Origin of the sequence: Maritalea sp., assembly GCF_047634455.1 — a bacterium.
In the GTDB taxonomy this organism is placed as follows: Bacteria; Pseudomonadota; Alphaproteobacteria; order Rhizobiales; family Devosiaceae; genus Maritalea.
Genome location: NZ_JBLIAI010000015.1, coordinates 42,837 through 54,888 on the forward strand (window position 1 = coordinate 42,837; position 12,052 = coordinate 54,888).

The 12,052-nt window shown below is 51.2% G+C and carries 12 protein-coding genes; 4 read left to right on the forward strand and 8 right to left on the reverse strand.

All coding sequences use genetic code 11. The features are described from left to right. Positions 1–46 precede the first annotated feature (46 nt). Positions 47–775 carry a metallophosphoesterase family protein gene (locus tag ACJAZW_RS06250; RefSeq protein ID WP_415156150.1) on the forward strand — a complete coding sequence of 243 codons (729 nt, stop codon included), beginning with the start codon at positions 47–49 and terminating at the stop codon, positions 773–775. A gap of 161 nt (positions 776–936) precedes the next feature. On the opposite strand, the gene ACJAZW_RS06255 is transcribed toward ACJAZW_RS06250, so the two are convergent. The 8 genes from ACJAZW_RS06255 to ubiE form a co-directional block, all read right to left on the reverse strand. Further along, positions 937–1,524 carry a HupE/UreJ family protein gene (locus ACJAZW_RS06255; protein ID WP_415156152.1) on the reverse strand — a complete coding sequence of 196 codons (588 nt, stop codon included), beginning with the start codon at positions 1,522–1,524 and terminating at the stop codon, positions 937–939. 306 nt (positions 1,525–1,830) lie between these two features. Beyond that, positions 1,831–2,790 carry a Gfo/Idh/MocA family protein gene (locus tag ACJAZW_RS06260; protein WP_415156154.1) on the reverse strand — a complete coding sequence of 320 codons (960 nt, stop codon included), beginning with the start codon at positions 2,788–2,790 and terminating at the stop codon, positions 1,831–1,833. Positions 2,791–2,829: 39 nt separating this feature from the next. Next, positions 2,830–3,570 (reverse strand): molybdopterin-synthase adenylyltransferase MoeB, encoded by a 741-nt coding sequence (gene moeB / locus ACJAZW_RS06265; protein WP_415156156.1) that lies wholly within the window; start codon positions 3,568–3,570, stop codon positions 2,830–2,832. Next, the gene (locus tag ACJAZW_RS06270) at positions 3,567–4,295 is read right to left on the reverse strand and encodes a DUF2259 domain-containing protein (RefSeq protein ID WP_415156158.1); all 729 of its coding nucleotides are present in this window, start codon (positions 4,293–4,295) and stop codon (positions 3,567–3,569) included. Before ACJAZW_RS06270 ends, moeB begins: the two co-directional genes overlap by 4 nt. Positions 4,296–4,314: 19 nt before the next feature. Then, positions 4,315–4,779 (reverse strand): dUTP diphosphatase, encoded by a 465-nt coding sequence (gene dut / locus ACJAZW_RS06275; RefSeq protein WP_415156160.1) that lies wholly within the window; start codon positions 4,777–4,779, stop codon positions 4,315–4,317. 4 nt (positions 4,780–4,783) lie between these two features. Beyond that, positions 4,784–6,004, reverse strand: coding sequence for a bifunctional phosphopantothenoylcysteine decarboxylase/phosphopantothenate--cysteine ligase CoaBC (gene coaBC / locus ACJAZW_RS06280; RefSeq protein ID WP_415156162.1), 1,221 nt, complete (start codon positions 6,002–6,004; stop codon positions 4,784–4,786). A 32-nt stretch (positions 6,005–6,036) separates the two neighbouring features. Next, positions 6,037–7,572, reverse strand: coding sequence for a 2-polyprenylphenol 6-hydroxylase (ubiB, locus tag ACJAZW_RS06285; RefSeq protein ID WP_415156164.1), 1,536 nt, complete (start codon positions 7,570–7,572; stop codon positions 6,037–6,039). Positions 7,573–7,583: 11 nt separating this feature from the next. Beyond that, positions 7,584–8,351 carry a bifunctional demethylmenaquinone methyltransferase/2-methoxy-6-polyprenyl-1,4-benzoquinol methylase UbiE gene (gene ubiE, locus ACJAZW_RS06290; RefSeq protein WP_415156166.1) on the reverse strand — a complete coding sequence of 256 codons (768 nt, stop codon included), beginning with the start codon at positions 8,349–8,351 and terminating at the stop codon, positions 7,584–7,586. Positions 8,352–8,494: 143 nt separating this feature from the next. Between ubiE and mutM the strand changes: the two genes are divergently transcribed. The 3 genes from mutM to dnaA all read left to right on the forward strand — a co-directional run. Beyond that, positions 8,495–9,376 (forward strand): bifunctional DNA-formamidopyrimidine glycosylase/DNA-(apurinic or apyrimidinic site) lyase, encoded by an 882-nt coding sequence (gene mutM / locus ACJAZW_RS06295; protein ID WP_415156168.1) that lies wholly within the window; start codon positions 8,495–8,497, stop codon positions 9,374–9,376. A gap of 175 nt (positions 9,377–9,551) precedes the next feature. After that, positions 9,552–9,818 carry a 30S ribosomal protein S20 gene (gene rpsT, locus ACJAZW_RS06300; protein WP_415156170.1) on the forward strand — a complete coding sequence of 89 codons (267 nt, stop codon included), beginning with the start codon at positions 9,552–9,554 and terminating at the stop codon, positions 9,816–9,818. A gap of 849 nt (positions 9,819–10,667) precedes the next feature. Continuing rightward, positions 10,668–12,052: chromosomal replication initiator protein DnaA (gene dnaA, locus ACJAZW_RS06305; protein WP_415156172.1), on the forward strand; the 1,385-nt coding region annotated here is incomplete at its 3' end.

A 12,052-nucleotide genomic window follows, 5' to 3' on the forward strand; every position in this document is an offset into this window, starting at 1 on the left:
TTTTTTGAATGCGATTCCTTAGTTAAACTTGCTTCAAGGAGACAAGATGTCTGATCCAATTTACGCCATTGGTGACATACACGGACAGTTTGAAATGTTGCAGCGGGCTCTGGAAAAAATTGAGCGTGACGGTGGCCCTGACGCAAAAATTGTCTTTTTAGGTGATTATGTTGACAGAGGCCCGCAAAGCCAACAAGTTATCCAACTCCTGATGGACGGCTCAAATGCCGGCAAAAATTGGACGTGCCTGCTCGGCAACCACGATCGCATGTTCTCGATGTTCATGGAAGATTATCCGCGCAATGATTCCCAGCTGTTGGTTGGCTATCATTGGCTGCACGACAGAATAGGTGGCCTCACAACTTTGGCATCCTACGATGTCGACGGTGCCGACAGGCAAAGGATTTACCATTTGCATGAGAACGCCAGAAGCACAGTACCAGCTGAACATCTTCAGTTTTTGAAAAACCTTGTGCCGTATCATCTCGGCGAAAAACTCTTGTTCGTTCATGCGGGCATCCGCCCCGGCGTGGCTATTCAAGAACAGACTGAAAATGATCTCGTGTGGATTCGCGAAGAATTCTTGGATGACCCGCGCGCCCATCCGTGGCTGGTCGTGCACGGCCACACAAATATCCCTGTCGCCACGCACTATGGCAATCGGGTGAATTTGGATTCAGGCGCGGGATATGGATACCCCTTGTCTACAGCCGTGTTTGAAGGTCAAAAATGCTGGCTGCTGACGGACGATGGACGAACATCCTTAAAGCCCTAAACGCTGACAGGGGTTGGCGCTGATATTGTGTCCTATTGCCAATGTTGGGCCTGCGAAAGACCGTGGCCATCATTTGACCGATAGCCACGGGATATGGGGTTCAGGTATCGCTGATTTGACACCGAAATGATGACAGAAGCGATAAAAGTGTCCCCGTACGTTCAGAGCCAGCCAGCGAGCACGCCCACACCGCCCAGTGCAAATATACCGCCGGCAATCTGAGCGATCAGCCGCCCATGGCGTCCGATAATTTTCGCCGCCCCGAGCGCAGCGAGTATGCCAACCGCGTGAAGCGTAGCGGTCGCGGTGATGAACCCAATAGCATAGCTCAGCCCACCCACAGTTTCTGGCATTTCCGCACCGTGCGAGTGCCCATGAAATATCGCAAAGAAGCCGACAAGTGCCATGGCAAAGCTGACCGGCATAGGTCGACCAAGGGCCGCCGCCCCGCCAATGACGATACTGGACAGCGCAATTCCAAGCTCAACGAACGGAACATATACTTGATTGACCCCAAGAACAAAGCCCCCCACCATCATAGAAACAAAAGCTGCCGGAACCAGCCAAATTGCCCGTCCACCAAGGACGAAAGCGAAAACACCGACGGCCACCATCGCAAGGACATGATCGATACCGCTGATCGGATGGACCAAGCCATTCAAGAAGCCAGTCGTTTCGCCGACGCCAGTATGGGCGAAGGCCATCGACGGCGTTAAAATGAGTATGATCGTGAAGATAAGTTTGCGCATAAAGCTCCTTCGTGGGACCCGCGTCCCATGGCGTTGTTGATCGACGCTGGTCTTTTAACTCTGATCCACCCAACCTTGCCAGACGTTTCTGGTGATACTTTTGGGGGGTAAAGTCATTAAAGTTGCCAGCGGTTGCAGGTCTTTTTACCGGCCATGCCGTTTCACTTTTAACGAAGCATCGTGTTGTGTATTTTATCGTTTTGCAAATCGATTACCAGCCCGAGTTCCGCCAAAATCGTCGCACATACTCAGCGTTTTATTGAAAGTAGATCGGTATATGCTGCTTCATTTGCCCAATGTCCGCCCTTAACCCGCCAACATGCCCTCAATCTTTTCCTGCACGCTCAGTGCTTCTTGGATGGTTGCTAATTTGTGCGCTTCGCCCCGCATACAACACTCGAAATGATCAAGCTGGAGATGAAGCCCGTCAATCCGGGCATTTTTCGAAGGGAACACCACTTGCTTAAACGCATCGCCTTCGCTCTCCCATAACTCGCTAAACTGTTCGACCCGAAAGCTTTTCTTGCTTCCTTTGATCACCAGCCCTTGCCTGTCTGGCTGTGCGCCACCAACGTTTGCAAACACATTGAGCGGTAAACCCTCATGGTTTGAAAGCTGGGCGGACAAGTTGGTTTCGCACAGATATTCATCGGGGAAAGTTGGATGCGCCCATTTGAGGTGGGTTGTGCCCAACAAACGTTCGGCAAAAAACACAAAATGCGAAATCACCTCGCGGGTCATCCCGCCTTCTGCCTTAAATCGCAGCCAATCGGCTTCTTGCTGCCAAACCCGTGGCCATTGAGCATAAGAAACTTCGATATCGATGCCGATTAGGTCGCCCATTTCACCCGATTGCAAAGCGGTTTCGATCTCTGCCAGCGGCTCGCCAGTGGCTTGAACAAAATTTACAGCAACTGGCACGCCCGTTTGCTCCAAGTGATGCACCATCGCGCGGCTCGCAGCCAAATTAATCCCTAATGGTTTTTCCAAAAACAATGGCTTACCGCAATCCGCACCAATCATTGCATAAAGCCGACGCGGATCGGGTGGGCAAGCGAGATAGATCACATTTGCGGCTTCGATTGCTGCTTCTGGGCTGTCAGAGACTACTGCATCCGGCGCCAAAGCCACAGCTTTTGCTACCGCATCGAGATTGGGATCCCAAATATGGCTGGCGCGGAACTTATCGTGGGTTGCCAGCGCTTCAAGCATGCGCCGACCCATGACCCCAAGGCCAATCACCGCAACTGAAGTTTTGTCGTCCATTTGCTGTCCCCATTTTTTTCGCAATAAAGGCTAGATTGCCTATTCGTTGCGTCGATATTTCATCTCGCGAAAACGAGCATCGCGCCCATCATATGTTAGAAGTCGTCCAACAAGTGGTTCACCAACGCCCGTGATCAGCTTTACCGCTTCCATGGCTTGCAGCCCCCCAATCACAGCGGTAATCGGTCCCAATATACCCGCTTCTTCGCACGAAGGCAGTTGACCGGGTGTGGGGCGATGGGGATACAGATCAGCAAAGCGGGGTTGATTGATTTCATATGGCTTAAACACCGTCAGGTTGCCATCAAACAGCGAAACCGCGCCGGCCACCAATGGAATTTTAGCAGCTTCGCAAAAATCAGCCACGAGCGCCCGCGTGTCAAAATTGTCAGACCCGTCCACCACCAAATCATAGGGCGCAACGATGCCCGCACCGTTTGCCGCGTTCAATCTTTCATTGATCGCGTTGAAGTTAACATGCGGATTAAGGTCTTGGGCAAAACGCTGCGCCGAATCAACTTTGGCCACGTCGCCATCTTGGGTGCGGTGCACGATTTGGCGCTGCAAGTTGGACAGCGAAACAACATCGTCGTCCACCACGCCAATCGTGCCAACGCCAGCCGCTGCCAAATAGGCAATCACCGGGCTGCCCAAGCCGCCCGCGCCAATAATCAGCACTTTTGCAGCTTTTAGTTTTTGCTGACCACTGCCGCCGATATCTTTAAGAACAATATGGCGCGCATACCGCTTGGTTTCTTCGCCGGTTAGTCGCAATTTCATTCCTCGTAATTGAGCGGCACGGCGATAAATCGCCGATCCGGTCCTTCAAAGCCAAACGCCCAAACAGAAACTAATGCGATGGCACGCGAAAGATTTGTGTCCTGAAAAGGCACCACAATGGCGCTCAGCCGATAGGCAAGGGGGCAACCACGGGATTTGGGGATATTGTCGTCCTGATGAATTAAGTTGATGTTCCCATCTGCCGCCAAATAAAGTGCAAACCCTTGTGTTGCCTCTTCCATATAGGAAGCACAGTTTTCAGTCGAAGGCACATCAAAAACACTGAGCTGAAGTTCATACTCCCCCCACATCGCGTCAACGCCAGTGTGGCCGGGCAGGTTAAAGGGCAGTTCAAGATCTGGATTTGCGGGGTCACCGTCGGCTTTTATCGCCAGTGCTTGTGCAGGATGCGTAATGTTAAGAGACAGTAATGCGGGTTCAGCCATGGATTGTGCGGAAGTTCTAGCAGAGTACAGATCTATCTCCTCGTCTTCAGCCTGATACCGATATGGCGCACCCGCAACCCATTTATCTTCAGCCACATCGATGATGAAAATCGTCGAATAAGCAAAACCGGACCCGTCTTGAATACCATATTCCTCAAACGCGAAATATTTGCCGTCCGGTGAATAGCCGATCAGATCAAACGCTGCGCGCTCTGCGGCAAATGCGCCAATGTTCAGCGACACCCAAATAAAAATTGCAGCCAGAATTTTGTAAAACATCAAATTGCTCCCTAATTTGTTAGGAGGTGGCAACTCCCGTAGAACCATGCCCGCCCGCACCGCGTTCAGTTATATCCAGAGTATCTGTCTCTATCATGTTGATTTTCGGCACTGGCGCAATCACCATCTGTGCAATGCGATCACCACGATTGACGGTGAAGGGCGCTTTGCCGTGATTGATCAGAATAACCATGACCTCGCCACGATAGTCCGCATCAATGGTGCCGGGTGAATTGAGTGTTGTCACGCCAAACTTTGCTGCCAAGCCAGAACGGGGCCGGATTTGCGCTTCATATCCTTCGGCCAGACCAAGCGCAAAACCCAAGGGTACGATGTCTTGGTCGCCAGCTTTAATAACCATCGGCTGATCGCCAGGAACAGCGGCACACAGGTCCAGACCTGCGGCGCCGGCAGTGGCTTGATAAGGGGGTTTCAGCCCTTTGCCATGCGGCAAAACCTTATATTTAACGTCAAGTGCGCTCATGGGATCAGTCCGGATGTTTGAGAAATGATGCGATGCGGTTGGTGAGTTTTAGCCCCACTTCGGCTTTGCTCATCTGTGTCCATTCTTGATGGCCTTGCTTATCAAAGAAAATGATCACATTGCTGTCGCCACCAAAGGTGCCGCTGCTCTCGCTCACATCGTTGGCCAACAACCAATCGCATCCTTTGCGTTCATACTTAGCGCGCGCATGCTTCACCACATTTTCAGTTTCGGCAGCAAAACCAATCACCAGTTGCGGGCGCTCGCCCGGCTCAAGTGCGGCAACCGACTTCAAAATGTCTGGGTTTAGAACCATTTCAACGCTTGGCGCTTTGCCGTCGCCCTTTTTCTTTATCTTTTCAGAGCCTGCATCTTTAGGTCGCCAATCAGAAACGGCGGCGCAAAATATTGCCACATCACACGGCAATGTCTCATGCACCGCATCATACATGTCTTGTGCGGTGGTGATTTGGGTCACATTTACCCCGTTTGGCGGCGGCACGTCAGCCGCACCAGTGACAAATTCAATCTCAGCACCTGCTGCGCGCAAGGATGCGGCAATGGCGGTGCCTTGTTTGCCGGATGAGGCGTTCGATAGATAGCGAACCGGGTCCAGCGGCTCGCGGGTTGCACCAGACGTCACCAAAATCCGCTTGCCTTTGAGGGGCAGGTTCTCGCTAAAGGTGAAAAAATAGTCTTGGATCGCTGCAAAAACGGTTTCGGGTTCCGCCAAGCGCCCTGGGCCGAATTCGCCACAAGCCATTTCCCCACTGACAGGCCCAACAATTTGCATGCCGTCATCAACGACCAATTTCAGATTGCGCTGGGTTGGGGCAGCGGACCACATTTTTACGTTCATCGCAGGCGCAACGATGACATGTTTGTCGCGCGCCAAAATCGCGGTGGACGCCAAATCATCGGCCAAACCGTTGGCCATTTTTGCCATAAAGTTGGCGGTGCATGGCGCAACCACAATCAAGTCCGCATCGCGCACCAATTCAATATGCCCAATTTCGCTTTCGCGGGTTAAGTCAAACAGGTCGGTCAAAGCCGCATTGCCCGCAAGCGTGCCAGCGGTTAGCGGGGTCACAAATTCCTCCGCCGAAGCCGTCAGAATAGGTTGCACCTCACCACCTGCTTTTTTGATCAAGCGAATGAGATCAATCGCTTTAAAGGCAGCGATGCCGCCCGTGATGATCAGCAATATTTTTTTGCCTGCCAACATGTGGGGCATACTCCGCTAGATGAGAATTGTTGCTAAACTAACGTCTTTATCGCCGCCGCGCCAACACCAATCATCAGCGCTACCACCAAAACGGCAAACCAACTTGTCATAAAGAAAGGTGGATTCGCCCGGTCTTTTTCGGCTTGCTCCAGCATCGCCTCATAGCGTTGCACCAGCAAAGGCACTTTTTTCGCCGCGCCATAAAGCGCGATAGCGGTGTCCTTTGCTTCTTCTGCGATGCCAATTGGCCCCACATTTCGCTTCACCCATTTGCTCACAATAGGTTCGGCAATGGTCCAAATGTTCAGTTCTGGGTCCAGCGTGCGCGCCACGCCCTCCACCAACACCATGTTCTTTTGCAACATCACCAGTTCAGTGCGGGTTTCCATTTCAAATAAAGCTGTATTGTCGAGCAATTGGGTGAGGACTTTCGCCATGGAAATTTCACTTGCTGGACGCCCCACCAACGGCTCACCAATAGAGCGTAGCGATTGCGCGAAATCGTCAACCGATTGATGTTTGGGTACATAGCCAATATCAAAGTGCAGTTGCGAAATATGACGATAATCGCGCCGGATGAAGCCATAAAGGATTTCGGCGAGGAATTTTTGTTCTTGCTTGCCAATGCGGCCCATAATGCCAAAATCAACGGCCCGCACATGGCCGGTTTTTGGATCAACAAACAGATTGCCCGGATGCATATCTGCATGAAAATACCCGTCACGAATCGCGTGAAGCAGAAAATGCTGCATCAGCGCTTTCGCCACCTTTTTCCGGTCAACGCCTGCTGCGTCTAGCTGGTCGTGTTCGCGGATCGGGATGCCGTCCATCCAGGACGTGGTCAATACATTGCGGGCGGTCTGTGGCCAATGCACAGTGGGGATTTCAAATCCCTCATCGTCCTTGGTGTTTTCAAACAGCTCAGAAATGGCGGCCGCTTCCATGCGCAAGTCCATTTCCAGAATGGCAGAGCGCTCTAACGTGGCCACAATATCTTTGGGGCGTAGTCGCTTGGCTCTTGGGTCGACCAACTCAACAAGACCAGCCGCGGCTTTAAGGGAAGCAAGGTCCTTTTTAAACCGCATTTCTACATCAGGCCGCAATAATTTGATGGCAATTTTTTGCTTGGTTCCATCTTCATTGATCAGGGTCGCGCTATGCACCTGAGCGATCGAAGCGGCTGCCACCGGGTCAGAAATATCCGTGAGTGCATTTACTTTGTCGCCCAGAGCCTCGGCCAGAATGGCGGGCACCAATTTTGCATCAAAGGGCGGCATTTTGTCTTGCAGATTGGCCAAATCCTGCGCCACCAACGGCCCCACCACATCCGCGCGCGTTGCCAGCACTTGGCCCAGCTTCACATAAGTTGGCCCAAGTTTTTGTAGCGCCGCAGACAAACGTTCAACCCGCCCGGTTTTGCGCACCGCACGGCGTTCAATCAGCCGCGCAAACCAGATCGCGGTTGCGGCAGGTCCTTTAATGCCTTGGCCTTCGGTTAACGAGAATGCGCCTTCACGCGCCAACACATAACCAGCCCGCACGAGACGGAGATAAGCAAAAAGCCCCATTTTTCGTCCGCCTATCTTAGTTTCCAGCCAGAATGAATGGCGGCAATATTGCCGCTTAACGGCGTATGGGTAACCCGCGAAAAGCCTGCATCCTCAATCATGGTACAAAATTGTTGGGGTTTGGGGAATTTGCGAATGCTCTCAATCAAATATTGATAAGGTTGCGCATCCCCGGTCACGACCCCGCCAATCGGTGGGATCACATGTTCAGAGAACATATCATAGATCTTATCAAGACCCGGCACATCAACCTCAGAGAATTCCATGACCATTATTCGACCGCCACGTTTTAAAACCCGATAGGCTTCGGCTAACGCTTTGTCGATCTGTGGCACGTTCCGCATACCAAAGGAAATCGTATAAACGTCATAGCAATTGTCTTCAAACGGCAACTCTTCAGCGTTGGCCTCAACGAACTCGACGCCATCCTGATAGCGCCATGTTTTGGCCCGCTCGGCACCAACCCGCAACATGTCTGAATTAATGTCGGAAACGGTGACCTTTGCATAGCCATGCGATGCGTTTTTGATCCGCTGGGCGATATCGCCGGTGCCCCCCGCCATATCCAACACTTCAAACGGGCGTTTGCCGCCTTTGGGGGGCGCAAGATTGGCCACAAAGGCGTCTTTCCATACCCGATGCATCCCGCCACTCATCAGATCATTCATAATGTCGTAGCGGTCGGCGACTTTGTGGAAAACGTCATTCACCATCCCTTGTTTTTCATCCAAGGGGACTTCGCGTTCGCCAAAGTGGGTTGTTTGTTGCGCTTCACTCATCTTTATGGTCACTTGTTTGTCGTCACTTGCAAATCATCAATGTTGGCGCACCTTATCCCATGCGCCTCAGCTTTTCTATGGCTGACGCATGTAACAGGCCTGCGCGTCATTGCCACAGTTAATGTGCAAAAGGAAACAGCAAATTGCCTGAATTACCAGAGGTTGAAACGGTCAAAAACGGCCTCGCACCCTTTATGGATGGGGCAACGATCACCCGCGTGGTGCTCAACCGCGAGAATTTGCGCTTTCCCTTTCCGGATAACTTCAAATCTTTGCTTGAAGGTCAACAAATCGGCCAATTGCGCCGCCGCGCCAAATATCTAATTATTCCGCTCACCTCTGGCACCCATATGCTCGCCCATTTGGGCATGAGCGGCAGTTTTAAGATAAACGCCGAATTGGTTGAAGGTGCAGCCCGCAAATTTGTACCCTTGTCCCAGGAAAAGCATGACCATGTGATTTTAGAAATCGCACACCCGCAAAAAGGCCGGGTCGACATCATATATAACGACCCGCGTCGATTTGGGTATATGGACTTGTTTGAGGATGAGGCACAAAGCCCCCACTTTGCCAATATGGGCCCTGAGCCCTTGGGCAACCAATTCAGTGCGCAACATCTTGCCGACCGATTCTTAAATAAGAAGACCCCAATCAAGTCGGCGCTGCTCGATCAGCGCAACGTGGCAGGTTTGGGTAATATCTATGTGTGCGAGGCCTTGTTCATCGCAAAAATTGACCCAAGACGCTCAGTCGGTACGCTGGTCAAGGCCGACGGTGGGCCGAAAAAAGCACTGGAACTGTTGGCGCCAACCATTGTGCATGTACTCAATGAGGCGATCGCGGCGGGCGGGTCAACGCTTAAAGACTTTAAGCATGCCAACGGAGAATTGGGCTATTTCCAGCATCGGTTTAAAGCCTATGGGCGCGAGGGCGAACGTTGCCTTTCTCCAGGTTGTAAAGGAGAAATTGCACGCATCGTGCAATCTGGTCGTTCAACCTTTTATTGCCCGAGCTGCCAAACATAGGCCAAAGACTCTTCCACCGGGGCTTTGCGGGCAATTTCCGCTCATTTCCTATTGACCAAATTCAATCTTCAACCTATAACCCGGCCAACGTAGTTTCTGGCGGCCTTAGGTGCCGCCGCTTTTATTTCGCATATCTGTCAACGGGCGGGGCGCGAATAGGCACAAAGAGGACCACATGGCCAATACTCCATCAGCTAAAAAAGCTGTTCGTAAAATTGAGCGCCGCACCGAAGTGAATAAAGCACGTCGTTCGCGTATGCGCACATTCATCCGTAAGGTTGAAGAAGCAATCACATCTGGCGATAGCGCCGTAGCAAAAACTGCTTTGCAAGCCGCTCAACCAGAAATCATGCGCGCAGCGCAAAAAGGCATCGTTCACAAAAACCATGCTTCTCGCAAAATTTCACGTCTTTCTACGCGGGTTAAAGCCCTAAGCGCATAAGCGCCGCTTTATCACCAGTAGATGTATTTAGGGTCGCCTTCGGGCGGCCTTTTTTCGTTGGTGATTCTTCTCACGCTTTATTGGGAGTTAACTTAGTTAACTATCGAACCTTTTTGGCGCTGTTTATTGCATGACGAAAAACCCAGCGTTGCGAAATGTTGGACACACATGATGGTACTTAACGATTAAATTGAAGCCATTGAATCTATTCATGAATTTGACATACTATCGTTTTTGACTTCCAAAACACCAAAGATTTCAAACGTTTATCCAAATTCAAATGTTGCAGCAAGATACCGTCACGGGCAAAAATGGGCTGATCCTTAATAAAAAGTAAATTATTTTTTTTGCGTCATTTTTGACTTGAATTATGATTCATTCAGCAAATCCAATCCCTTAAGATTGGTCAGATTCTACCCCTATCGCCAACCCAAATCTGCCCCCCAGAGTCAAGAGGGTTTTTAAATGATTCACCAGTTGAAACGCATCCCTTAATAAGGCTAAACTGCCCCTGTTGATGAAGGAACTAGCAACAGCACTTGCGGTCACAAGAGTTGTTTAGAAATACGGGGGCCAATGACAATGCGTGTTAAGCAGGAACAGTGCGGTTATACAAAATTTCCAGTCTTCCATTTGAGATATGCACCACACCATAGCTAGTCAGACCAATAAGAGTTACATTAGTTAAGTAAACGGCGTGGTTTAGGCGTCAATTCAAAGTAAATCATAAAAGTAGTGACGTTGAATACTTTCAGCGAACGCTAATGTTTTGTCTGGCAGCAGACGCAGTCAGCTGATCAACGCGCCATTTTTGCGGCGGTGCGTTGCTCGACACATTAAGAGGCACAAATGGATCATTTCACAATGTTGGCGCGCGACAAAAAAGATGCAGCAAGACATCAAAGCACAGCGACAGCGGATGCAAAACAGCAAGGCGGGGCACAGATGGAATTGTCGGGGGGCAACAATGTCAAACTCTGGGAACGGGTAAAGAAGCGACTTTGGGCCAGCGTCGGGGAGGACGTTTTCAGCTCTTGGTTTGCGCGGCTTGAATTGGTTGAGCTGGATGGGGATTTGGCTCATCTATCTGTGCCGACGCGGTTCTTATGTTCTTGGATTATGTCAAATTATCAAGACCGGATCATTGAGGCCTTTCAAGGTGAAAACCAGATTGTTCAAACGTTACAAATAACAGTTCGGGTCAATGGCCGCGTTGAAAGTAAACAAGCGGCAAAACCCGATGATGTAACCCAGCACAAAACACCCATGCCGCCCGCTTCAGCAACCATTCGTACGGGTGCAAAGCATATGGCGCGGGTCAAACAGGGCGATGCCCTTTCGGGCTCTGCGCTGGATCCAAAACTCACTTTTGATAGCTTTGTTGCAGGTAGCGCCAACGAAATGGCCTTGGGTGCCGCCAAACAAGTGGCGCAGGCCGTGGCGCAAAACACGGTGACATTCAATCCGGTTTACATTCACTCGTCAGTTGGCTTGGGTAAATCCCACCTATTAAACGCCATCGCGTGGGCGGCAGGCGGTGCGGATAAATCGCGCAATGTGGTGTATTTGACGGCCGATCATTTCATGTATCATTTCATTTCGGCGGTACAGCGTCAGTCTGCCATTAGCTTTAAAGAATGGCTGCGCGGCATCGATGTTTTGTTAATCGACGATATGCAGTTCTTGCAAGGCAAGTCGGTGACCGAGTTTGGGCAAGCGCTCAGCGCGCTGCTTTCTGGGGCCAAGCAAGTTGTTGTGGCTGGTGACGCGCCACCGAACGGGCTTGAAATGCTTGATGATCGGCTTCGTTCGCGCCTGTCAGGCGGTCTTGTGGTGCCCATTCGGGCGCTAGACGAAGACCTGCGTCGTGCGATTGTTGATAAGCGGGCAGAGCAAGCATTTGCGAAATATCCAGGCCTGCATATTCCGACCCAAGTGCTGGACTATGTGGCCAAGAAAGTCATTTCCCACGGCCGCGATTTGGATGGGTCGATTAATCGTTTGGTGGCGGCGAACCAGCTCACAGGCGAGCCTGTAACTATCGAATTGGCTGAAAAAGCGTTGCACGATCTGATGCGCACCCGCGATTCGCGCCGCATCAAGATTGACGAAATTCAAATCATGGTCGCCAAACATTTCAAAGTGTCAAAGCCCGACCTTTTGTCCGCGCGTCGTTCCCGTTCAGTTGTTCGACCACGTCAAATCGCCATGTACTTGTCAAAAATGCTGACGTC

What these genes read in the sequence shown, in the direction of transcription:
- ACJAZW_RS06250 (WP_415156150.1), top strand. Translation starts at nt 47, where the DNA reads ATGTCTGATCCAATTTACGCCATTGGTGACATACACGGACAGTTTGAA.
- ACJAZW_RS06255 (WP_415156152.1), bottom strand. Translation starts at nt 1,524, where the DNA reads ATGCGCAAACTTATCTTCACGATCATACTCATTTTAACGCCGTCGATG.
- ACJAZW_RS06260 (WP_415156154.1), bottom strand. Translation starts at nt 2,790, where the DNA reads ATGGACGACAAAACTTCAGTTGCGGTGATTGGCCTTGGGGTCATGGGT.
- moeB (WP_415156156.1), bottom strand. Translation starts at nt 3,570, where the DNA reads ATGAAATTGCGACTAACCGGCGAAGAAACCAAGCGGTATGCGCGCCAT.
- ACJAZW_RS06270 (WP_415156158.1), bottom strand. Translation starts at nt 4,295, where the DNA reads ATGTTTTACAAAATTCTGGCTGCAATTTTTATTTGGGTGTCGCTGAAC.
- dut (WP_415156160.1), bottom strand. Translation starts at nt 4,779, where the DNA reads ATGAGCGCACTTGACGTTAAATATAAGGTTTTGCCGCATGGCAAAGGG.
- coaBC (WP_415156162.1), bottom strand. Translation starts at nt 6,004, where the DNA reads ATGTTGGCAGGCAAAAAAATATTGCTGATCATCACGGGCGGCATCGCT.
- ubiB (WP_415156164.1), bottom strand. Translation starts at nt 7,572, where the DNA reads ATGGGGCTTTTTGCTTATCTCCGTCTCGTGCGGGCTGGTTATGTGTTG.
- ubiE (WP_415156166.1), bottom strand. Translation starts at nt 8,351, where the DNA reads ATGAGTGAAGCGCAACAAACAACCCACTTTGGCGAACGCGAAGTCCCC.
- rpsT (WP_415156170.1), top strand. Translation starts at nt 9,552, where the DNA reads ATGGCCAATACTCCATCAGCTAAAAAAGCTGTTCGTAAAATTGAGCGC.